Origin of the sequence: Rhizobacter sp. Root1221 (genome assembly GCF_001425785.1) — a bacterium.
Lineage (GTDB): Bacteria > Pseudomonadota > Gammaproteobacteria > Burkholderiales > Burkholderiaceae_C > Rhizobacter.
Map to the genome: position 1 here is coordinate 49,075 of NZ_LMDI01000067.1, position 19,992 is coordinate 69,066.

18 protein-coding genes are annotated in these 19,992 nt (G+C 67.1%); 5 read left to right on the forward strand and 13 right to left on the reverse strand.

Annotation, left to right across the window (positions count from 1 at the left end; all coding sequences use genetic code 11):
- Positions 1 to 9: 9 nt before the first annotated feature.
- Positions 10 to 378 (reverse strand): hypothetical protein, encoded by a 369-nt coding sequence (locus tag ASC87_RS27550; RefSeq protein WP_056670695.1) that lies wholly within the window; start codon positions 376 to 378, stop codon positions 10 to 12.
- Positions 379 to 423: 45 nt separating this feature from the next.
- Between ASC87_RS27550 and ASC87_RS27555 the strand changes: the two genes are divergently transcribed.
- Positions 424 to 861 carry a CBS domain-containing protein gene (locus tag ASC87_RS27555; protein WP_056670698.1) on the forward strand — a complete coding sequence of 146 codons (438 nt, stop codon included), beginning with the start codon at positions 424 to 426 and terminating at the stop codon, positions 859 to 861.
- Positions 862 to 1,162: 301 nt separating this feature from the next.
- Here ASC87_RS27555 and ASC87_RS27560 read toward each other — a convergent pair whose 3' ends face one another.
- The 11 genes from ASC87_RS27560 to ASC87_RS27605 form a co-directional block, all read right to left on the reverse strand.
- Positions 1,163 to 1,594, reverse strand: coding sequence for a GNAT family N-acetyltransferase (locus tag ASC87_RS27560; RefSeq protein ID WP_056671155.1), 432 nt, complete (start codon positions 1,592 to 1,594; stop codon positions 1,163 to 1,165).
- 106 nt (positions 1,595 to 1,700) lie between these two features.
- Positions 1,701 to 7,055 carry a hypothetical protein gene (locus ASC87_RS27565; protein WP_056670700.1) on the reverse strand — a complete coding sequence of 1,785 codons (5,355 nt, stop codon included), beginning with the start codon at positions 7,053 to 7,055 and terminating at the stop codon, positions 1,701 to 1,703.
- A gap of 202 nt (positions 7,056 to 7,257) precedes the next feature.
- Complete coding sequence (locus tag ASC87_RS27570) at positions 7,258 to 7,890, reverse strand: hypothetical protein (protein ID WP_200954558.1); 633 nt, start codon at positions 7,888 to 7,890, stop codon at positions 7,258 to 7,260.
- A gap of 199 nt (positions 7,891 to 8,089) precedes the next feature.
- Entirely contained in the window at positions 8,090 to 8,407 is a 318-nt protein-coding gene (locus tag ASC87_RS27575; protein WP_056670704.1) for a copper-binding protein, read from the reverse strand.
- Entirely contained in the window at positions 8,404 to 8,895 is a 492-nt protein-coding gene (locus ASC87_RS27580) for a plastocyanin/azurin family copper-binding protein (protein ID WP_056670708.1), read from the reverse strand. The genes ASC87_RS27575 and ASC87_RS27580 overlap by 4 nt, the downstream gene beginning before the upstream one ends.
- A gap of 11 nt (positions 8,896 to 8,906) precedes the next feature.
- Positions 8,907 to 10,274 (reverse strand): multicopper oxidase family protein, encoded by a 1,368-nt coding sequence (locus ASC87_RS27585; protein WP_056670711.1) that lies wholly within the window; start codon positions 10,272 to 10,274, stop codon positions 8,907 to 8,909.
- Positions 10,275 to 10,286: 12 nt separating this feature from the next.
- The gene (locus ASC87_RS27590; protein ID WP_056670715.1) at positions 10,287 to 11,684 is read right to left on the reverse strand and encodes a TolC family protein; all 1,398 of its coding nucleotides are present in this window, start codon (positions 11,682 to 11,684) and stop codon (positions 10,287 to 10,289) included.
- The gene (locus tag ASC87_RS32295) at positions 11,681 to 12,001 is read right to left on the reverse strand and encodes a hypothetical protein (protein WP_157604414.1); all 321 of its coding nucleotides are present in this window, start codon (positions 11,999 to 12,001) and stop codon (positions 11,681 to 11,683) included. The genes ASC87_RS27590 and ASC87_RS32295 overlap by 4 nt, the downstream gene beginning before the upstream one ends.
- A 104-nt stretch (positions 12,002 to 12,105) precedes the next feature.
- On the reverse strand, positions 12,106 to 12,513 hold the full coding sequence (locus ASC87_RS27595) for a hypothetical protein (RefSeq protein WP_056670718.1): 408 nt from the start codon (positions 12,511 to 12,513) through the stop codon (positions 12,106 to 12,108).
- 94 nt (positions 12,514 to 12,607) lie between these two features.
- Positions 12,608 to 13,408, reverse strand: a complete 801-nt coding sequence (locus tag ASC87_RS27600; protein ID WP_369820804.1) for a YoaK family protein — start codon at positions 13,406 to 13,408, stop codon at positions 12,608 to 12,610.
- Positions 13,409 to 13,485: 77 nt separating this feature from the next.
- Positions 13,486 to 13,689, reverse strand: a complete 204-nt coding sequence (locus tag ASC87_RS27605) for a ribbon-helix-helix protein, CopG family (protein ID WP_056670721.1) — start codon at positions 13,687 to 13,689, stop codon at positions 13,486 to 13,488.
- A 284-nt stretch (positions 13,690 to 13,973) separates the two neighbouring features.
- Here ASC87_RS27605 and ASC87_RS27610 point away from each other — a divergent pair, with 284 nt between their 5' ends.
- The 4 genes from ASC87_RS27610 to paoC all read left to right on the forward strand — a co-directional run bounded on the left by ASC87_RS27610 (position 13,974) and on the right by paoC (position 18,832).
- Positions 13,974 to 14,822: a hypothetical protein gene (locus ASC87_RS27610; protein WP_056670723.1), complete on the forward strand. Its 849-nt coding sequence runs from the start codon at positions 13,974 to 13,976 to the stop codon at positions 14,820 to 14,822.
- 196 nt (positions 14,823 to 15,018) lie between these two features.
- Positions 15,019 to 15,675: an aldehyde dehydrogenase iron-sulfur subunit PaoA gene (gene paoA, locus ASC87_RS27615; protein WP_056670725.1), complete on the forward strand. Its 657-nt coding sequence runs from the start codon at positions 15,019 to 15,021 to the stop codon at positions 15,673 to 15,675.
- Positions 15,672 to 16,625, forward strand: a complete 954-nt coding sequence (locus ASC87_RS27620; protein ID WP_056670728.1) for a xanthine dehydrogenase family protein subunit M — start codon at positions 15,672 to 15,674, stop codon at positions 16,623 to 16,625. Before paoA ends, ASC87_RS27620 begins: the two co-directional genes overlap by 4 nt.
- A gap of 2 nt (positions 16,626 to 16,627) precedes the next feature.
- Entirely contained in the window at positions 16,628 to 18,832 is a 2,205-nt protein-coding gene (gene paoC, locus ASC87_RS27625) for an aldehyde oxidoreductase molybdenum-binding subunit PaoC (RefSeq protein WP_056670730.1), read from the forward strand.
- 126 nt (positions 18,833 to 18,958) lie between these two features.
- Here paoC and corA read toward each other — a convergent pair whose 3' ends face one another.
- On the reverse strand, positions 18,959 to 19,927 hold the full coding sequence (corA, locus tag ASC87_RS27630) for a magnesium/cobalt transporter CorA (protein ID WP_056670732.1): 969 nt from the start codon (positions 19,925 to 19,927) through the stop codon (positions 18,959 to 18,961).
- Between the last annotated feature and the right edge of the window lie 65 nt (positions 19,928 to 19,992).

The window sequence follows — 19,992 nt, forward strand, 5'->3', positions numbered from 1 at the left end:
TGCGCAGCGTCAGCAGGGATGGCGGGCTGTCCGACAAGCTTGCCGTGGTCCGCCCAGATGCCGGAGAAACCACGCCTGCGCACACTGCGCAACGGTATCCAGCGAGCCCGGTTCCTGGAACAGGTGGGGCGCGCCCAGGACGATGATCAATTGTGTCTCGGCGGTGATCTGAGCGGCCGCTCGTTGGTTCATGCCGATCACCGGAACATCGTCGCCGCCCACGATCAACAGCGTCGGCGCGCGCACATGGCTCAAGGCGCCGGCGGCCAAGTCCGGACGGCCTCCGCGCGATACAACGGCTCGCACGATGTGGGGACGCTGCGCGGCGGCCACCAGCGCTGCGCCGGCGCCGGTGCTGGCGCCGAAGTAGCCGGGCACACGCGTTGCCCGCCTTCATATACAAAGCCGTGAAAGGAGTCAGCCATGAAAGTTCGTGACGCAATGACAGACGACGTTTACCTGACCGACCCTGGCCAGAGCATTCGCGAAGCTGCCGAAATGATGGCCAACCAGGACATCGGTGCATTGCCGGTCGGCGAGAACGATCGCCTCGTCGGCATGATCACCGACCGCGACATTGCGGTCCGTGCAGTGGCCCGTGGCCTTGGCCCGGACACCAGGATCCGTGAGGTGATGTCTCAGGAAGTGATGTACTGCTTTGAGGATGAAGACCTGGACGATGCCGCGCAGCACATGGGCGACATCAAGGTCCGCCGGCTACCGGTACTCAGTCGCGACAAGCGCCTCGTGGGGATCATTTCGCTGAGCGACCTGACGGGGCGCGAAGATGCCAGGCAGATCGGCAAGGCGATCGCAGACATTTCATCACCCGGGGGGGCTCACTCGCAAACCGCTCACTGATTGACGAATCTGCCCCCGGGGACGGCTGCGGCCTGACCGCACGCCCACGGTCCGGGCACCCATCGGCCACCGCCGCCATGGCGCTGCCATCGGCGGCGAACGACGCGGCGCGCGGCCAGCAGCCGGCCGCGCCGGCTTCGCCGTTGCCGAGATGGTGTGCGGCAAATTTGCCAGTCAAATGTTCCGGAGAGGCAAAGCCGGCACACCATGATGCGCAATGCAATCGCTCCCGATTTGCCCGGCTTCGCGCCCGCGTGCGGGCCAACGAGCGTGTCGCCCAGGGACTGAACCTGGGCTGTGGTCAGTGCGGAACGATCAGCGCTACTTCGGTGTTGTCTTCGAGCCATTCAGCCACGGGCTCTCCCGCCTCGTCTGCAATGCCCTGGTTCCAGAACTGGGATGCGCAAAGGATCTCCAGATCGATGCCGCTGATGGTCTGCCGGGCCAGGACTGTGCCGATCAACATGGCGCGAGCGCGTTCCACGATTCCCCATGCCTTGGTGGTGCCTGTAGTGCACTGCAGTTCGAGAAGAAACGCCTCCCTGAGCGCGCCATCAGCCGTCTTGTCCTGCATCCACGAGATCTGCTGCGCCAGATTCTCGTCCTGCAAGAGAACGCCGACCAACTCCCGCACCTTGGTGGGTGTCAGCGGTGTGACGACGAAGCGCTCGGTGTTGAACGTCGGAACATTCCGGGGAAAAGCGCCCAGTTCGGCATTCGCATGTTGCAGCATCAAGATCACCCTTCGCGTAAATCCGGTCAGGGTAGTTGGCTGCGCATCATGCCGCCTCCCGAACACGAACGCCTGTACCTGCAGGCGAAGGCGCGCCACATGGGTGTCAGGCTTCGCTGAACCCCTCTGCCTTGATGTGACTGGACCTGAAGTTCTCCAGGAAGTCTTCCCCGTAGTCGGCCAGCACCTGTGCGTCGGCATGGTTGTCGTCGAACAGGTTGTCCAGCGCCACCATGGCCACCAGGCGTTCGATGCGCGGCTTGCCGGTGTTGTCCGTCAGCGTCGCGTCGAACTCGATGAACAGCGAATTCAGCCGCTTGTGGTCCGAGGCGGGCTCGGCCGAATCTGCTTTCAACGCGGTGTTGGCGAACGCGATGCTGTTGGTCGCCCCCAGGCCCGAGTACATCACCCGCCCATTGCCGCGCGGATGGGCGTCGATGGCATAGCGCTCGTAGTCCGGGTGCAGGGAAGCAGTCTGGGCAAGCTCATGGTCGTTCTCGACCAGCGCGCCCATGTAGAAGCCCAGGATGCGTCCGTTGGACAGCGTGGGCCGATCCGCGGCTGCTTCGGGACGAGGCACGAACAGTCCGTGCTGTCCGACCAGCATGCGCTCGTGGGGCTGTACGTCCGAGTCGCGCAGCAAGCGAGGCGTGCAGCGCGGCGGCCCGACCTCGCCGCGGATCAGTCGCTGCAGCTCGCGGGCCGCGTCCTCCTCTACCCTCGTCATCACCTCGGGCAGGCGGCGTGGATCCACGGAAAGCCGCGCATCCTTCGATTTCACAAGCTCCCGGAAGTAGCTGCGAAAGCCGCTGCCGAACTGCATTTTCCTGAGGCCCACACGGGGATGGACATTGCCGTCCTTGTCCGCGTAGCGTGGGTGGGCGCGTCCCAGGGCATCGGCCGGATCGCGCAGCGGGAACTTGTGGTCGTTCTCCGGCATGGGCACCATGTCGTGCCGCACGATGGCCATGTCGTTGCGGTCGAAGTGGGTCTGCCACTCGGCCAGCTCGCCGGTCAGGTCGCAGATCTCCCCGAGCTCGCGATGAAAAGCCGTGCGCGCCTGGTCCAGCGCCGTCTCCACGTACACCGGCGCGCGCGCTGGCACGGCGGCCTCGGCAGGCTCCGCCTTCACGGAAACAGGGCTTGCCGGCGCGGCCTGCCACGTCGGCCACATGGGCTCGAAATGGGCGCCGCTGATGCGGATGTACACGGACCTGCTTCGGGGCGCCCCCACGCTCTCCAGCGGGGACAGCCGCAGCGCACCATCGGGCAGCTGGCCGAAGGCGTGCACCTGCACGCCCAGGGCGCGCGCGATCGCGTGCATCTGGCCGTGGGTGTCCTCGAACATCTCGCCGGTGCCGACGAGGCCCAGCCGGTCGGCAGCCCGGCGCAAGCGCTGCGCCAGCCGCTCAATGCGCGCGTCGTCGCCCTCCCCGCGCGCCTGGTTCAGCGACAGCTGCGCGACGGCGTCGAACCAGCAGTTGTTGCCCACGCCCGAGGCGCTGCCGCGGGTGAACAACGCCTGCGCCTGCGACTCGCTCCAGACGACGCCCGCCTGGCGACTTTCCTGCGGCAGCGCTTGCATCGGCGAGGCCTCTGGCGGCAGCCATCCCAGATGGGCCGCGGAGCGCCGCAGCGCAGCCGCCAGCGTGCCGATCTGCGCGAGCTCGCTGCGCTCGGCCTGCGTGGGCTCCAGGTCGGCCTGACCGTCCAGCCGGCGCATGAAATCGCCGTACCGGCGACTGCCTTCGTCGACCAGTTGCTGGAGCACCTGTTGCGTTGCGGCCGTGCCGACGGGCGGATCCGAGGACACCGCCACGCCGAGTCCTGCCAGCAGCAGGTACGCTTCGGCGGCCCGGGTCTCCAACGCCTGGAGCTCGGTGGTGCGCCAGCCCAGCGTCAAGTTGTGCACCGACGTCGACAGCTGCTCATCGCCCAGTTCCTGCGCCAGCCGGACCGCGCGCGCGATGTCGGTGCCGGTGTCGGCACCGATCCGGGCCAGTACGGCGTCGACGCTCTGGTACGCATCATCGCGATGCGAGTACCCGTCGTTGAACTCATGCACCCGGGCCAAGACCTCCACCCGCAGCATCTGCCGCGCCTGCTGCGGGTTGTCCGGTACGTCTTGCCGCAGGTAGTCCGTGATGAAGTCGCGCTCGTCCTGCGCGATGGGCCATGCCGCTGCAGCATTGCGCACGGGCGCCTGGGCCGGCCGGCGGGGGCGATGGTCGCCCCATGCCGGCGACAGGCCGAACGGCAGAGCCGCGCCGGCAGCGGGCTCGGGCTCGCGCTTGACGAGCCGGCCCGGCACGTCGGCGTCGGAGTCGCTCTCGGTGTCGTAGTGCACGCTGAGCTGGCTGTCTCTCATCTTCGTGACGGAAGAGCCGATCGACAGGGCGATGTTGCGTTTCACCACGGTTTCCATGTCGGTGAATGCGTGGGCCGATCGCGAGCGCCAGAACGGCCCGCGATGGGCATCGTCCGGAAGGCCGAGGACATCGGCGCAGGTGCCGCACGGACGCATGGTCCCCGCCAGCGTTGCCAGATTGAGCGCCTCGCCGGTTTCGTGCGTGAAGGCCGCCTTGATGCGCCGCCCTGAGTGATAGTCGAGCTCCTGGCCGTCCAGCTCGAAGCGTTCCACCGGCACGCGAAAACGGCCTTCCGACATGACCTCGATCACCTCCCGCGCTTGGGCGGAGTGAGGCCGCGCCGATGGATCTGCCAGCATCCCGCGAAGTTTCGTCTCGTGACGGCCGTTCCTGCTCGCGTGGTCGAGCTTCCCGCGCTTGGCGAGCTGCCGCTGCAGGTTCGTGTCCGACAGGAAGGCCTGGATCTCCTCGTTGACCTCTCTCTTGTTCGAGGACACCCAGATCTCGCGGCGCTTCCGGTCGTAGTAGGTCGTGATCTCGACGGCGTCGTTGAACCGGCTCCTGAGCACGGTCGCCAGCCACCTCAAGGCTTGCCGGGGCCGTTCCGCCGTGAAGGGGCGCGCCGACCGGACGAGGTCCGGGCTGTGCGCGAAGACCTTGGCCAGGTTCTGCGTCTCCTTCGTCCCCGAAGCGGCATCGCCACTGCGGACGATGAAGAGCTTCGCGGAAGTCTTCTTGATCCTGCGGACGAGCACCCGCGACATGCCGGATGACGCCGGCGATTGCAGCTGCGCCACCAGCCCGTCCAGCTCCGGCCGCTGCTCGGCGTTGAAGCCCGGCAGCCGGTTGGCGATCTCCTGCGCATTGCGCAGCGCCCCGCCCGGGCCAACGACCAGGTCGAGCAGCTCGGGTGAAACGCCCTCGCGCTGCGCTGCCTCCGCGGACAGCAGCTGCTCGCGCCGCATCGCATCGGCCGCGGCCGCGACACGGCGCAAGCTGCCTTCCAGATCGCGCATGATGGTCACGGCCGGGGCTTCGGGCGCCTTCAGCTTCTTGGCCCGGTCGCGTTGGCCCAGCGCCTTGAGGGCCGCCTTGATGGCCAACCAGTGTTCCGCGTAGTCGGGCATCTCGAGCAACGCGTCGTTGCTGATCAGCAGCGCTCCCGTGCGGGCGTCGATGCTCTTCTCGACCACCTTCGGGTTGGCCTTCACGATCTTCGCCAGTGGCGCCGCTGTAGCGATGGTCGGGTTGTCGATCCGCGCCTTGAGCGTCTGCGCCAGCAGGGCGGCGGTCATCTGCTGCGGCAAGGCGTCCGCGAGCGCGTGCTGGCCGAGCTTCTCGAACAGCAACTGCAGGTCGTCCCTCACTCCGAAGTACCCGTTGAGCCGCATGAAGCTGCCAGGCGTCCGCTTTCCGGAAAGCGAGCCGTCGGGACCGAACCACGACCTGAGCGAGGCGCCGGAGAGCCTTGTCTTCGCCTCAACGCCATCCAGGAGCGGCCGCTTGCGGTTCCGGTTCTCGAGCATCAGCTGGAGCACCTGCTTCATCTCGAGGGCGAGCTTGAGCTCCGTCGCCTGCGGGCGAGGCTTCTTGCCGGCGGGCATCTCGGCCTTGACGCCGAGGGGGCGCTTCGCGGGCGCCGAGGGACCGGCAGGGCTCGCCTCCGCCTTCGACTCCCGGATGTTCGCGATCATCTCCTTGACGGCCTCGGCCGTCTTCGAGTTGTCGTCAATCTTGCGCATGCCGGCCAGGAGCCCTTGCTCGTCCTTGCGCCGAAGCACGATGATGGACTTGTCGCAGCCGTCAGGTTTGATCACGTGGCGCGTGATCCCGTGTTCGGCGTCTACCTCGACCGCGGGCGCGTCGTCGCACAGCTCGTTCAGATGCTTCACAAACCCTGAGCCGGTCGGGGTCGACTCGTCGTTCCTTTGTGCATGCAGGCGGCAGGCCTCGTACTCGCCGTTCACGTGCTTCGCCAGAGAGCGCCAAATGCTCCAGTGGCGCTGGTTCTGGGACGTCGCGCCGGTGTTGTCTTTCGTACGCGGTGCTGCGCTCTTTTGTGCGTCGCTGCTCTTGGCCGACTTGACCATCTCGTCCAGGACGTAGCCTTCGCTTGCCTCGGGGGGCGCGAGGCGCAGGTCGGCCAGTTCCTGGTCCTCGTCGAGCCGGCGCAGCACCTGGGCCGGGCCCGCACCGGGAACCGTGATGTCGAATCGCTCGATCTCCACCCCGGCATCGGCGTCGGGCACGCTCACCTTGGTGCCCTTGACCCCGGGTTCCATTGTCAGCCTGTAGAGCATGTCGAGGAAGCGCGGACCGCTGAGACTGGCATCCGTGTTCTTCTTGCATGCGTTGTGGAGGTCGGTGAACTCCGTCTTGCGCTTGCCGCTCCACAGCTTCGGGGCGCGGAGGCTGAGCTTCTCGCCGCCTCGGCGGCGGGCACTCGTGGAACTGCTCATCCCCGCACCCGTGTCCATGACCTTCGTCAGCTGGCCCAGCGCCTCGGGCGTTACCTTGCCCAGCCGGCGGATGTCGCCGGGAAAGCCGTTCGGCTCGTCCCGTCGCAGGATGTGGACCTCCTCCTGCGTGCCCGGGACCCGGATGCTGTAGCCCTGGATGAGCGGATGGCCGGTGTCGAACGGCTTGGCTTTTTTGGACTTCGTCAGCTCCAGGATCATGGCGAGGAACTTTCCTCCGGAGAGCGGCTTGGTGTCCTTCAGCGTGCCCTGGTAGGCAGTCATGACCGGGTCGAACTCGGCTTGGCGGCCCTTCTTTCCCGAGAACCACAAGACGTTCATGCGCTCGCCGACGGTCGGCTGGCGTGGGGCCTTGCCCGGTTCGGCGGCTGCAGGCGCCTTGGGGGGCGCAGGCGCCTCGGGGGCCTGCAACGACGTAGCTGCAGCGGGCGGCAACTTGACGCGAGGCCTCTGGGTCGCGTCGTCCATGCGGGCCAGCCTCGGCGCGGGCAATCCCGCGAGGGGCGTGCCCGCGTCGCGCGCTGCTGGCGCGCGGCGCTGAATCAGCGCGCTCAACGGCTGGTCGTCTTCGAGGGCCGTGACGCGCCGCAGGGCGCTCTTGATGGGTAGTCGCATGGGACGCGGGTGGGGCCGGCTCCGGCAGCCGTGGTGTCCAATCTATGCGCCGCCACTCGCCGGCATTCGCCACGGCCGAAACCATGTCGCACGGGGCGAAGGCGCCGCTGGAAGCGAAGTCGCACGCCAAGCCTGACGGCGCCTCCGCCTTCGAAAGATCGGAGAGGACGGGCGATGGCACGGCACTCCCGCCGCAACCCGGTCAAGGGCGGCGACGCGTGAGCCCGATGGTGTAGCTGGCCTGCAGGACGCCGCTGCCGAGCTTCTCGACATCGAAGGTGAAACGCTCGACTTCCGAGGCCGAGAACGCGAAATCGTTTCGGTTCAGCGTGTCGTGCCGTGTTCGTTTCGCATAGTCGGGATGATTGCCGTAGACCGCGTCATTCAACGCCTCATCGAAGAGGAGCTGCGAGATCAGCAGTTCACGACGCTCGACAAGAACGCGCAGGTGGACATGCGGCGCACGCCCACCATACCAACCGGGGTAGATCGTCAGGAAGCTCACGACGCCGCCGGCATCGGTGACCTGCCGCCCGCGCAGGAAACCGGCGCGCTTCGCAGCCGCGTCATCCGGATTGCACAGGGCGGCCGCGCGTCCGGAATAGATGCCACGAACGTCGGCATGCCAGATCTCGATGTCGGCGCCCGCGACCGGCTTGCAGCCAATCGCGTCGACAACGCGCAGGCTGACCCACATCGGCAGACCGGTGACGCCCGCGGTCACGTCCCGCCGGATGGGCACGTCGTTCGTGTGGCAGGGCCCGAGCGTCTTGTCGCGCATCACGACGCACTGTGGTTCGGCCCGAAATCTCGGCGCCGGCAACTCGGTGGGCATGCCCGCTGTCCCACCCGTGCGAAGGCCGGACATCGACCAGGCAGGGGCCTGCGGAACCGCACCGATTGCGCCGGTAGCGAACAGCCCGCCTGCACTGAAGATGAGTTCTCTTCGCTTCACGTCGCGCCCGATGCCCTGGATTGCCAATGATCCATGGTACGCCGCCTTCGACCGGAAAGGCAGCCGGGCGCACCGCGCCCTACTTGGCGGCCTCGATGGCGGTCACCGTGATGGCCCCGCCGATCCTGTCGGCAGCGAACTTCACCTTGTCACCCTCCTTGAGGGCATCCAGCATCTTCGGGTCTGAAACCTTGAAGACCATCGTCATGCCAGGCATCTGCAGGTTGGCGATGGGTCCGTGTTTCAACGTCACCTTGCCCTGCTCTTTGTCGACTTTGCGGACCTCTCCGTCGGTGATGGGTGCGCCGGCGGCTGGCGCAGGGGCGGTCTGTGCCGTGGCACCAGCGGCGAGGGCCAGACCGAGTGCCGCAATGAAAGGAATGTTGCGCCACTTCATTTCACGAGCACCTTCCCGACCATGCCGGCCTCGAAATGGCCGGGCTGCAGGCAGGCAAACTGAAACTCGCCCGGCTTGGTGAACTGCCAGAGAATTTCGCCGGCCGCGCCCGGCTTCACGTGGGCCATGTTGGCGTCGGCATGCACCATCTCCGGGAACTTCTTCATCAGTTCGGCGTGCTCCTTGATCGTTTCCTTCGTCCCCAAGACCATCTCGTGCAAGACCTTGCCGTCGTTGTGCACGACGAACTTCACCGTCTCGCCGCGCTTGACGGTCACGTCCGGTGGTGTGAAACGCATGGCGTCGGTCATGCCGACCGTGATGGTCTTCGTGACCTTCTCCGGATTGCCTTCCTGGCCGAAGCCGGTGGGCTCGACCTTGCTCGCGTCGAACCGGCGAGCGGCAGCGTGTTCCCCATCGCCATGGGCCAACGCCGCGCCCATGCCGAGAGCGAGCGCGGCCAAGGTCAGTGCGTTCAATGTCTTCATGGACAGTTCCTTCAGTGGCCTTCGTGGCCGGTGGGTTTACGAACTTGCAGGGTCTTGGCATCAGCCTTCGGGGCCGGCGCCCTGACCGCCTCCGGCATCTCGGCCGTGTACTCGCTGGCGAGCGTGCCGGCGGGGTGCTTGTAGGGGCCCGGGTCGCTGAAGTCCCCGCGCTGGATGTCGTCGCGGACCTTCACCACGCTGAACATGCCGCCCATGCCCACCGGCCCGAAGGGGCCGGTGCCGGTCATCATCGGCAGCGTGTTGTCCGGGATGGGCATTTCCATCTCTGCCATCTCGTGCATGCCCTTGTCGCCCATGACCATGTAGTCCGGCACCAGCTTCGAAATCTTCTTCGCGACATCGCGGTGGTCCACCCCGATCATGGTCGGGACCGAATGGCCCATCGCATTCATCGTGTGGTGCGACTTGTGGCAATGGATGGCCCAGTCGCCCGCGAGCGCGTCGAACTCGAAAGCCCGCATCTGACCGACCGCGATGTCGACCGTGACTTCCGGCCAGCGCGCGCTCTTGGGCACCCATCCACCATCGGTTCCCGTCACCTCGAAGTGAGGTCCATGCATGTGGATCGGGTGGTTGGTCATTGTGAGATTGCCCACGCGGATGCGCACCCGCTCGCCCGTGCGCGCAACGAACGGGTCGATGCCCGGGAACGCGCGGCTGTTCCACGTCCACAGGTTGAAGTCGAGCATCGTGTTCACCTTGGGCGTCGCGGCACCCGGCTCGATGTCATAGGCGTTGAGGATGAAGCCGAAATCGCGGTGCACCTTGAACTGCTTCGGGTCCTTCGGATGCACGATGAACAAGCCCATCATCCCCATGGCCATCTGCGTCATCTCGTCGGCGTGCGGGTGGTACATGAAGGTGCCCGCGCGCTGCAGCACGAACTCATACATGAAGGTCTTGCCGACCGCGATGGGCGGTTGACTCAGCCCCGTCACGCCATCCATGCCGGACGGCAAGAGGATCCCATGCCAGTGCACGCTGGTGACCTCGGGCAGCTTGTTCGTCACGAAGATGCGGATGCGGTCGCCCTCGACCGCTTCGATGGTGGGCCCCGGGCTCTGGCCGTTGTAACCCCACAGGTTGGCCTTCATGCCAGGGGCGATTTCGCGCACCACCGGCTCGGCCACCAAGTGGAACTCCTTGACGTTCTCCTTCATGCGCCACGGCAGCGACCAGCCGTTGAGCGTGACGATGGGCTGGTACGGCCGGCCGTTCGGTGGCGGTGGCGGCAGTTGCATGGCCGCGGACGACTGCGTCACCGCCTCGGGAAGCAAGGCCGCCCCTGCGCGGCTGACGGCGGCGGCACCCAACAGGGTCGCGCCTGCCGCCTTGAAGAAAGTTCTTCGATGGGTCATTGTTCTTTTCCTTCAGTGGGCTGGCTGCGCAGAAGCCGCGGCACGGCTCGCGCCCATCGCCGGCGCCGTGGCCGGCGGGCGGCCCGTGAGTGCGGATTGCAGGTTGGTTTCGGCCACCCAGTAGTCACGCAGTGCCTCGACAGCGCCGGTGACGCCCGAAATCTGGTCCTTCGCGTCCGCCAGGAGTTCGAAGACGCTGGCAAGCATGCCGTTGTATCGAAGCAGGTTCTCGTCGGAGATGCGCTTGCGCAGCGGCACCACCTCGTCGCGGTAGTGCTTCGCCAGGTCGTAGGCGGTCCGGTACGCGGAGTAGGACTCGCGCACTTCGGAGCGGGCATTGATGGCCACCTGGGCGGTGCGGCTCACGGCCTGCATGTAGGTGGCCTCGGCCCGGGCGACTCGCGCCGAGCCAAAGTCGAACAGCGGCAGCTCGAGCTCGATTTCGTAGCCGTTGCTGCGCTGCTCGCCGGTAGCGCTCTTGTTCTGGTAGCCCGCGTGCAGCACGTTGATGAAGCGGGTGGTCTTCGTCAGACCCAGTGACTTGGCGGTGGACTCGGTGGCACGCCTGGCCATCAGCACGTCGAGGCGCATGTCCATCGCGGTTTGCTCGGCATCCTTGGGCTCGGCGGGCGCAGCTGGCAAATCCGGCAGTCGGTCCGGAAGCGTGAACGCAGGCGGGTCCCCGGACAACGCGAGAACCCGATTCAGGCGTTCACGCGCCGCCACGGCCCGATGCCGGGCTCGGGCCAGTTGCGCCGTGGCGTCCGAGTAGAACGACTGTTCGCGCATCTGCGCCAGCTTGCTGAAGTTGCCCGCGGCGGCCATCCGCTTCGCCAGTTCGTTGGCAGCATCCGCCGCCTCCTGGACCTGACCGAAGTAGCCAACCAGTTGCTGCGCCGCCACGGCGTCGAAGAAGGCCGTGCGCGCCTCGCCGGCAACACCGACCGTCACGAAGGCCGCCTGCAGCTGCGTCTGCTCGAAGCGCTGCTGTTCGACCTGCCTGGCCCATGGCATGGTGAACAAGCCCAGCACATCGAACAGCACGGCACGATCGATCTCCACGAGGCCGCCACCGCTGAGACGGCCGAAGCTGAACGAAGGGTTGGCGAGCCGGCCAGCTCGCACGAGGTCGGACTCGGCGATGCCAAGCTCGGCGTAGCTGGCCTGAAGGTCTCTGTTGTTCAGGAGCGCGATCTCCACCACGCTGTCGGCGGTCAGCGGTTGCGCCAGCAACTCGGCGACGCGTGCCTTGGCCGAGTCGGCCTGCTCGCCGGTGCGCTGGTAGTGCGGGGTCTGCCCGACGCGCTCCCGGGTGAGCTGCGCGACGGTATCGAAGCCGCCATCCTGGGAGAAAGAAGCGCAGCCCGCGAGCACGAGCGATGCCAGCGCCATGGCAGTCAGGCGAATCATCGCTGGCCTCCCGGCTTCGGATGACCCTCATGCATCGGCATGGGCTTCGTTGGTATCGCCGCGCTGGCAGGCGTCGCTGGTGCCACTGGCGTCTCCATGGCCTTCATGGCGTGCCCGGTGTGGCCTGGTGCACCTGCAACGGTGTCGTTCAGCTCTCGCCAGTTGGCGAGTGGCACGTCCTTGTAGGGCTTGTAGCCGGCGAAGGCTGACTGGTAGGACAGCTGCGGAGCCGGTTTCGGCTTGGCGGCTTGTGCTGTGGCCAGGAGAGGTACGCACGTGGCGAGGACCACAGCCCAGGCTGCTTGGTTGTTTTGCATGGTTCGAACTCATCCGACGCACCGCTGGTTTGACGCCAGCGGCGGAATTCCCGTGCGATGGACGCACGAGCCCTGTTCGGCCTCTCAGCGGAGGCCTGCCGGGGTCAGATGGTTCGTGGAGGACGGTCCTGGCCGTCCGATTGGAAGGCCGGGATGCGCGCCGTGAGCGCCGCGAAGATGACCGAGGAGGCCAGGCTCGGCTCCCCGAGGGACGGGCCCGTGCCCACGATGGAGGCCATGCAGCAACCGCTCGCGCAGAAGTGGCACGTGGTGGCGTGGTCAGCAGAAGACGCGTCTTCGCTGGAGGCCTCTGCGCTCGCATGATGGTGCGCCATCGCGTGGTCCGCGTGCATCTCCGGGTCCGCATGCATGCCGTGGTGTCCCTGCCCGGCGATCACCGCGGCTGTACGCGCGCCCTCACCTTCCGGGCACAGCATGGTCGCCGCCACCGCACCCCGGATGGGGAGCAGGATGGACATCAAGACCAGGATGAGGATGCGGAGGTGTTTCACTTGGGGGATTATCGGACAGGTGGGCTTTGCTGCTGTCCAGGCAGTCTAGACCTTCCCACTGTGACAAGGTCAAGGGGCAAGCACACGATCGGTTTCAGCTGAGTTGATCGCCCGCGCGTCGCCCGCGCAGATCGTCCACCAGCGCCGGCCCGGCAACCACGGCAAGCGCCACGGCGAGAGGCAAGGTTGCCGCAAAGCCCATGGCGCGAAAGGCCAGTGCGCCCACCACACCACCCACGAAGAAGAGCGCCAGCACGGTGAGATGGAGCCAGAGCCTGTCACGGTTTGCCTTCACCGGATGAACCTCATTGTGTGCCGCAGTTCTGTTCCAGTAGAAGAGGCGCCCCAGTTCGACGCCGATGTCGGTCGCGATGCCCGTCATGTGAGTCGTCCGAAGCTCCGCCCCGGACATCTTCGTCACCATCGCGTTTTGCAGGCCCATGACAAAGCACAGCAGCAGCGCGGTTGCGGGCAGCAGGAGCATGCCCGTTGAGCTCACACTTGCGCCCACGATGCCAAAGAGCAGCAGCAGCGCGGCCTCGAACAACAGCGGAATGGCATACAGGCCGTGAAGTCCGCGGCGCCTGGCCCAGTTGACCAGGACTGCCGTGCATGCCGCTCCGCTGGTGAACGCCCCGAGCAGCGCCCCACCGCCGAGCACAAGTGGCAACGAACCGGCTGCGAGATCGTCCGCCATGGCGGAAACAACACCCGTCACATGGGATGTGTAGCGATGGATCGCAAGGAAGCCACCGGCGTTCACGGCGCCGGCGACAAAGGCAAGCAATCCGCCCAACTGGCGATTCGCCATCCGGTCGCGCCGGCTGCCGGCCAGGCAACTGAGGTAGCGGAAAGCACGACCGAAGGCCGAACGCACGTGGCCAAGCATTGACATGCAGGGAGCGGGCCCTGGTTGAGCGCTCGGCAGGCCGGCGCCCCGTTGCCCGATGCCAGTGCCTTGATCCACGAGCCCTATCGCTTCACAACGAGTTCGACATCGTCGTCCCGGTCCGCGCCGGTCGGCACGAGCGACACCCCATGGTGCACCAAGTAGTCGCGAATCAACCGGCGCACCACCTGCGATGGCGTGACATCCTGCCGGGCGCACAACTCCTCGAGAGCCTTCTTCTTCGCCGGGTCTACCAGAACCGTGAGTCGTGCGGTCTTGAGTTCCATGATTGCTCCGTATTGCAATCACATTATAATGCCGTTCACATGTGGAAGTCGCAGAACCACTTCTCCCTGCCTTCAGCCGAAGGCGCCGAAAGGACTGCCCCGGTTCAATTGCTCGGTGCGCTCTCCATGATTCTCACTGCACATCGGGCGCAGGCGACAAACCAGTAGCACTTCGGCATGGCACACATCGGCGTTGATGCGGACTCCGAACTGGTTCACGGGCAAGAGACTGCACACGCCCCATGTTGAGAGAGCCATCGCGCAACGTGACACAAAATCCCGGGATGACCGTCCGACGTGTGCCAATCCCCCAACCCGTCTACGCCGAGCGCCACCGCACGGTGGAATCGGTCCGCGGCCTCGCTGGCGGCATCGTGGCGCTTGCCCTGGTGCTGCTGTTCGCCGGCGTCGCCGTTGTTCCCTTCGGTTTGGTGCTCAGCGCCCACGATGGCGGGCTGGGCCCGTGGTTCGCGGTCGCTGCGTTCGGGTCCGCCGGCGCGCTGGGCATGGCGTGGGTGGTGCGACAGTGGCGGCGCCCGGTGCCCCACACGGTGGTCTCGGACATCGGCGTGCTCGGCGACGCCGCCGCCGGGTGGTTCAACGACATCCGGTGGGACCAGTTGCGGCGCCACCCAAGCGGCGGCGTCGATGTCTGGGTGGCCACATCATCGCGAAGCGAGGAGACGCTGCAGTGGCTGCACTTCTTCACCGCGGAGCGCCCCACCCGCCCGCCCACCGAACGCAAGCTCAGGCTGCTCGTGCCGCAGACGCTCGGATGCCTGTGGTACGGCAACGCGTTCGCGCTGCGGCGCGCGCTGCTGCTGCAGCTGGCCACGCGCGCCGAGCCGCCGTTGCGTTTCGATCCGATGTTGTTCGTCCAGATGGGCCTGCACCCACAACGCTGGACGCGAATGCCGTGGCCCCGTCGTGTGTTCGTGCTGCTGATGCTGGTGCCCGTGGCAGCGCTGTTCGCCGCGTTCTTCCTGCAGCTTGACGCGCTGCCGTCGGTGTGGTGGGGCGTCGGCATCCTGGTGGTTGGCATGCTTGCCATCGCGTTGATCGCGGTCGCCGTGTTTTCCGCGCTGTACCCCCAGTTCAGTGGCGATCCGTACGTGTTCGACCCGCCGAACTGATGCAGACCCGCGGCCAGGACGCCGCGGCGCCTGATCGTCAAGTCCACGTTGATACAGCGTCAACCGCCAGCCGTCTATCCGCATTCCCGGCAAGCGCTTAGATTGAGCGCTCGTCCTCGAACGCGGCCGTGTGCCGCTCCGCATCGCGGCGCCGCCCCAGGCGCCACGCCCCCCACAACCGGCGCAGGGAGCCCCGATGACCACACCCCCGAATGACATCACGCTGTCCAGGCGGGACCTGCTCGCCGCCGGAGCGGCCGGCACCACGGCACTCGCCGTGCCGCGACCGGCGGCCGCGCAAGCCGCCCCTGTCCCCGATGCGAACGCCGAAACCGGCGTGCCGACGCACCAGGTCGTCTTGCACGTCAACGGGCAGGTGCACGAACTGGAACTCGACACGCGCACGTCCTTGCTGGATGCCCTGCGCGAGCATCTGCACCTCACGGGCACCAAGAAGGGCTGCGACCACGGTCAATGCGGCGCCTGCACGGTGATCGCGGACGGGCGCCGCATCAACGCGTGCCTGTCGCTGGCGGTCATGCACGATGGTGGCAAGGTCGTCACCATCGAAGGTCTTGGCACGCCGGAGCGCCCGCACCCGATGCAGGCCGCCTTCGTGAAGCATGACGGCTACCAATGCGGCTACTGCACGCCCGGCCAGGTCTGTTCTGCCGTCGCCGTGCTGGGCGAGATCCGCGACGGCATTCCGAGCCACGTGAGCGGTGACCTGACAACGCGCCCCCTCCTGTCACCGGCGGAGCTTCGGGAACGCATGAGCGGCAACCTCTGCCGCTGCGGCGCCTACGCCAACATCCTCGATGCGATCACCGAAGTGGCGGGGGTGACGCCATGAAATCCTTCACCTACGAACGCGCGCGCACGCCCGCGGAGGCCGCCGCGGCCGTGGCGAAGCGGCCCGAAGCCAAATTCATCGCCGGTGGAACGAACCTGCTCGACCTGATGAAACTGCAGATCGAGACGCCGGCGCACCTGGTCGACGTGAACGCGATCGGGCTGGACCGCATCGAGCCACTGCGCGACGGCGGGCTGCGCATCGGCGCGCTCGTGCGCAACACCGACCTGGCCGCTGACATGCGCGTGCGGCGTGACCACGCCGTGCTGTCGAAGGCGCTGCTGGCCGGCGCGTCGGGGCAGCTGCGCAACAAGGCAACCACCGCGGGCAACCTGCTGCAGCGCACGCGCTGCCCCTATTTCTACGACACGGCCATGCCCTGCAACAAGCGCCAGCCCGGCAGCGGTTGCGCGGCTGTGGACGGCGCGAACCGCTCACATGCGGTCATCGGGTCGAGTGCGGCGTGCATCGCGACCCATCCGAGCGACATGGCCGTCGCGCTGCGGGTGCTGGATGCCACCGTCGAGACGGTGCGGGCCGACGGTCGGCAACGCCGCATCCCGATTGCCGATTTCCATCGGCTGCCCGGCGAGACGCCGCACATCGAGACCACCCTCGAGCAGGGCGAGTTGATCACCGCCGTCACCCTTCCCCGGCCGGCCGGCGGCGTGCACCAGTACCGCAAGGTGCGCGACCGTGCCTCCTATGCGTTCGCGCTGGTGTCGGTCGCCGCCATCCTGCAAGAGGATGGCAGCGGCCGCGTGGCGTTCGGTGGCGTGGCCCACAAGCCGTGGCGAGTCGAAGCGGCCGAAGCGCTGCTGCCGCGGGGCGCGAAGGCCTTCGCAGACCGCGCCTTCGCCGGCGCACGGCCTGCCGCCCACAACGCGTTCAAGCTGGAACTCGCCGAGCGAACGCTGGCGTCCCTGCTGCCGCGCTCGGGGAGGACCTGACCATGAAGTTCGACACACCTGCAAGTGCCAATCCCATCGACCAGGGCCGGGTCGTCGGCCAGGCTGTCGACCGGGTCGACGGGCGGCTGAAGACCACCGGCCGCGCGCGCTACACGTATGAACTGCACGATGAGGTTCCAGGCGCCGCCTATGGCGCGGTGGTGGGCGCCACGGTGGCCAAGGGCCGCATCGTGTCGATGGACCTGGCCGCCGCGCAGCATGCGCCCGGCGTCCTCACCATCGTGACGGCGCAGAGCGCGGGCAAGCTGGGCAAGGCGGACCGCAACACGGCCCGGCTGCTGGCCGGCCCCAGCATCGATCACTACCACCAGGCGGTGGCCCTCGTGGTGGCGGAGACCTTCGAGCAGGCGCGCGCAGCGGCGCAGCTCGTCCGCGTGCAGTACGCCACCGCCCCCGGCAGCTACGAACTCGCCGCCGCCAAGGAGGGTGCGGCCGCCCCCAAGACCGGCCGCGGTGCCCGCGACAGCGTGCGCGGCGACTTCAGCGCCGCGTTCGCGGCCGCACCGGTCCAGCTCGATGCCCTGTACACGACGCCCGACCAGGCCCACGCGATGATGGAGCCACATGCCTCCGTGGCCGCGTGGGACGGCGATCGATTGACGGTGTGGACATCGAACCAGATGGTGGCGTGGGGCGTCTCCGATCTCGCCACCACGCTTGGCATCCCGAAAGAAAAGGTCCGCGTCGTGTCCCGCTTCATCGGCGGCGGCTTCGGCGGCAAGCTGTTCATCCGCACGGATGCCGTCCTGGCCGCGCTCGGCGCTCGGGCGGCGGGCCGGCCGGTCAAGGTCGCCCTGCCCCGGCCGCTGATGTTCAACAACACGCCGCACCGTCCCGCCACGATCCAGCGCATCCGCCTGGGTGCCGGTCCTGACGGCAAGCTCTCCGCCCTCGCCCACGAAAGCTGGTCGGGCGACCTGCCCGGTGGCAAGCCGGAGATGGCCATCCAGCAGTCGCGCCTGCTGTACGCGGCGCCGAACCGCCTGACCGCGACACGGCTCGCCGTGCTCGACTTGCCGGAAGGCAACGCCATGCGGGCGCCGGGCGAGGCGCCCGGGCTGATGGCGCTCGAGATCGCGATGGACGAGATGGCGGAGAAACTGGGGCTCGACCCGATCGCGTTCCGAATCCTCAACGACACGCAGGTCGACCCCGAGAATCCCGAGCGCCCGTTCACGCAACGCCAACTGGCCGAATGCCTGCGCCTGGGCGCGCAGCGCTTCGGCTGGCCGCGGCGATCGGCGGCGCCGCGCCAACGCCGCGAAGGCTCGTGGTGGATCGGCATGGGCGTGGCCGTGGGCTTTCGCAACAACCAGGTGATGAACTCGGCCGCGCGGGTGCGCCTCGATGCCCGGGGCATGGTCACGGTCGAGACCGACATGACCGACATCGGCACCGGCAGCTACACGGTGATCGCACAGACGGCGGCGGAGATGCTGGGCTTGCCCATCGAACGTGTGGTGGTCCGGTTGGGCGACTCCGCCTTCCCGGTGTCTGCAGGGTCGGGGGGCCAGTGGGGTGGCAACTCGTCCACGGCCGGCGTGTACGCCGCCTGCGTGCGCCTGCGCGAGGCGGTGGCACAGCGCCTCGCGGTGCCGGTCGACCAGGCCGGCTTTGCCGATGGCATGGTGCTCGTGGGCGACCGCCGGATTCCCCTGAACGCGGCCGCGGCCGATGGTGACCTGGTCGCCGAAGACCTCATCGAGTTCGGCAACCTGACGCAGAAGTTCCAACAGTCCACCTTCGCCGGGCACTTCGTCGAGGTCGGGGTCGACGTCGACACCTGCGAGGTTCGGGTGCGGCGGATGCTCGCGGTCTGCGCCGCCGGGCGCATCCTGAACCCCAAGACCGCCCGCAGCCAGGTGATCGGCGCGATGACGATGGCAGTCGGTGCGGCCTTGATGGAAGAACTGGTGGTGGACCCGCGGCGGGGCTTTTTCGTCAACCACGACCTGGCGGGATACGAGGTTCCCGTGCACGCGGACATCCCGCGGCAGGAGGTGATCTTCCTGGACGAGACCGACCCGGCTTCGTCGCCGATGAAAGCCAAGGGCGTGGGTGAACTGGGCATCTGCGGGGTGGGCGCGGCGATCGCGAATGCGATCTACAACGCGGTGGGCGCACGCGTTCGCGACTATCCCGTCACGTTGGACAAGTTGCTCGACGCGACCCGGCAGCGTGCTTGAGCGCTTGCGCGCCGGGCACCGCAATCACCGCGCGAGTCGAGCCCGGTTCCGCAGTGACGTGGCGCGCGATTGCCGGAAGCCGGCGCAGTGTTCCAGTTGCAGGCATGGCCGAGCCGGCACCAACCGCTACAACCACCCCGCACGTCGAAATCGCCAGTAGAGAACCGAACACGTCGCGGCGATCGAGGCCAAGGCGATCGGGTATCCCCACCGCCACTTCAACTCGGGCATGTGCTCGAAGTTCATTCCCCAGATGCCAGCAAACGCGGTGGCCACGGCAAAGATGCCTGCCCACGCCGCCAGACGCTTGGTGGTCTCCGATTCCTCGATCGTCGCCATGGACAGGTTGACCTGAATGGCCGTGCCAATGGTGTCGCGAAGGCTCTCGAGGGCGGCCTGCATCCGCTCGAGGTGGTCATAGACGTCACGGAAGTACTCCCGGCTCCCTTCGCAAACGGCCGGCACGCGCCCGCGCACGAGCTTTCCGCAGGCATCCAGAAGAGGGCCGACCGCATGCTTGACGGTGGTGATCCGCTGCTTGAGGCCATAGAGCCGCTTCACGTTCTCACGCGCGCTGCCGACTTCGAAGATGTGTCCCTCGATGGCTTCAAGTTCGCCCTCGAGCGCATCGATGACGGGAAAGTAGCGATCCACGACTTCGTCCATGATCGCGTAGAGCACATAGCCGGGGCCGGTCTTCAGCAAATGAGGCTCTCTCTCGGCGCGCTCCCGTACCGCGATCAGGGCGTGCTGGCTGTGGCTGCGGATCGACAGAACGAAGTTGGGCCCGGCAAAGACGGCCACCTCGCCGACGCGCAGATCGTCGGTTGGGGTGAACTCAACGGTGTGCATGGCCGCAAACACCGTCGACTCGTACTCATCGACCTTGGGCCGCTGATGCCCGTGCTTCGCGTCTTCGATGGCCAAGTCGTGAAGGCCGAACTCTTCTTGCATCCGGGCCAGTTCGGCGTCCGTCGCGTCGCGTAACGCCACCCACACGAAGGATCTTTCATCCCGAAGATAGTCGCTGATCTCCGCCGGTTGGATGTCCGCCAGCCTACGTCCACCTTGGTAGACAACACAGTTGATCAACATGCGGTGCGCCGCTCCATGCCAATGTTGCCTTGGCCGCCCGGAGAGCGGCTGTCCTTGGTTGAAAC

Bases quoted from the DNA above. Each gene is read 5' to 3' on its own strand.
- ASC87_RS32295 (WP_157604414.1), bottom strand. From the start codon at position 12,001: ATGCAAAACAACCAAGCAGCCTGGGCTGTGGTCCTCGCCACGTGCGTA.
- ASC87_RS27620 (WP_056670728.1), top strand. From the start codon at position 15,672: ATGAAATCCTTCACCTACGAACGCGCGCGCACGCCCGCGGAGGCCGCC.
- ASC87_RS27590 (WP_056670715.1), bottom strand. From the start codon at position 11,684: ATGATTCGCCTGACTGCCATGGCGCTGGCATCGCTCGTGCTCGCGGGC.
- ASC87_RS27600 (WP_369820804.1), bottom strand. From the start codon at position 13,408: ATGTCAATGCTTGGCCACGTGCGTTCGGCCTTCGGTCGTGCTTTCCGC.
- ASC87_RS27570 (WP_200954558.1), bottom strand. From the start codon at position 7,890: ATGCCCACCGAGTTGCCGGCGCCGAGATTTCGGGCCGAACCACAGTGC.
- paoC (WP_056670730.1), top strand. From the start codon at position 16,628: ATGAAGTTCGACACACCTGCAAGTGCCAATCCCATCGACCAGGGCCGG.
- ASC87_RS27585 (WP_056670711.1), bottom strand. From the start codon at position 10,274: ATGACCCATCGAAGAACTTTCTTCAAGGCGGCAGGCGCGACCCTGTTG.
- paoA (WP_056670725.1), top strand. From the start codon at position 15,019: ATGACCACACCCCCGAATGACATCACGCTGTCCAGGCGGGACCTGCTC.
- ASC87_RS27560 (WP_056671155.1), bottom strand. From the start codon at position 1,594: ATGCTGCAACATGCGAATGCCGAACTGGGCGCTTTTCCCCGGAATGTT.
- ASC87_RS27575 (WP_056670704.1), bottom strand. From the start codon at position 8,407: ATGAAGTGGCGCAACATTCCTTTCATTGCGGCACTCGGTCTGGCCCTC.
- ASC87_RS27605 (WP_056670721.1), bottom strand. From the start codon at position 13,689: ATGGAACTCAAGACCGCACGACTCACGGTTCTGGTAGACCCGGCGAAG.
- ASC87_RS27555 (WP_056670698.1), top strand. From the start codon at position 424: ATGAAAGTTCGTGACGCAATGACAGACGACGTTTACCTGACCGACCCT.
- ASC87_RS27610 (WP_056670723.1), top strand. From the start codon at position 13,974: ATGACCGTCCGACGTGTGCCAATCCCCCAACCCGTCTACGCCGAGCGC.
- ASC87_RS27565 (WP_056670700.1), bottom strand. From the start codon at position 7,055: ATGCGACTACCCATCAAGAGCGCCCTGCGGCGCGTCACGGCCCTCGAA.
- corA (WP_056670732.1), bottom strand. From the start codon at position 19,927: ATGTTGATCAACTGTGTTGTCTACCAAGGTGGACGTAGGCTGGCGGAC.
- ASC87_RS27580 (WP_056670708.1), bottom strand. From the start codon at position 8,895: ATGAAGACATTGAACGCACTGACCTTGGCCGCGCTCGCTCTCGGCATG.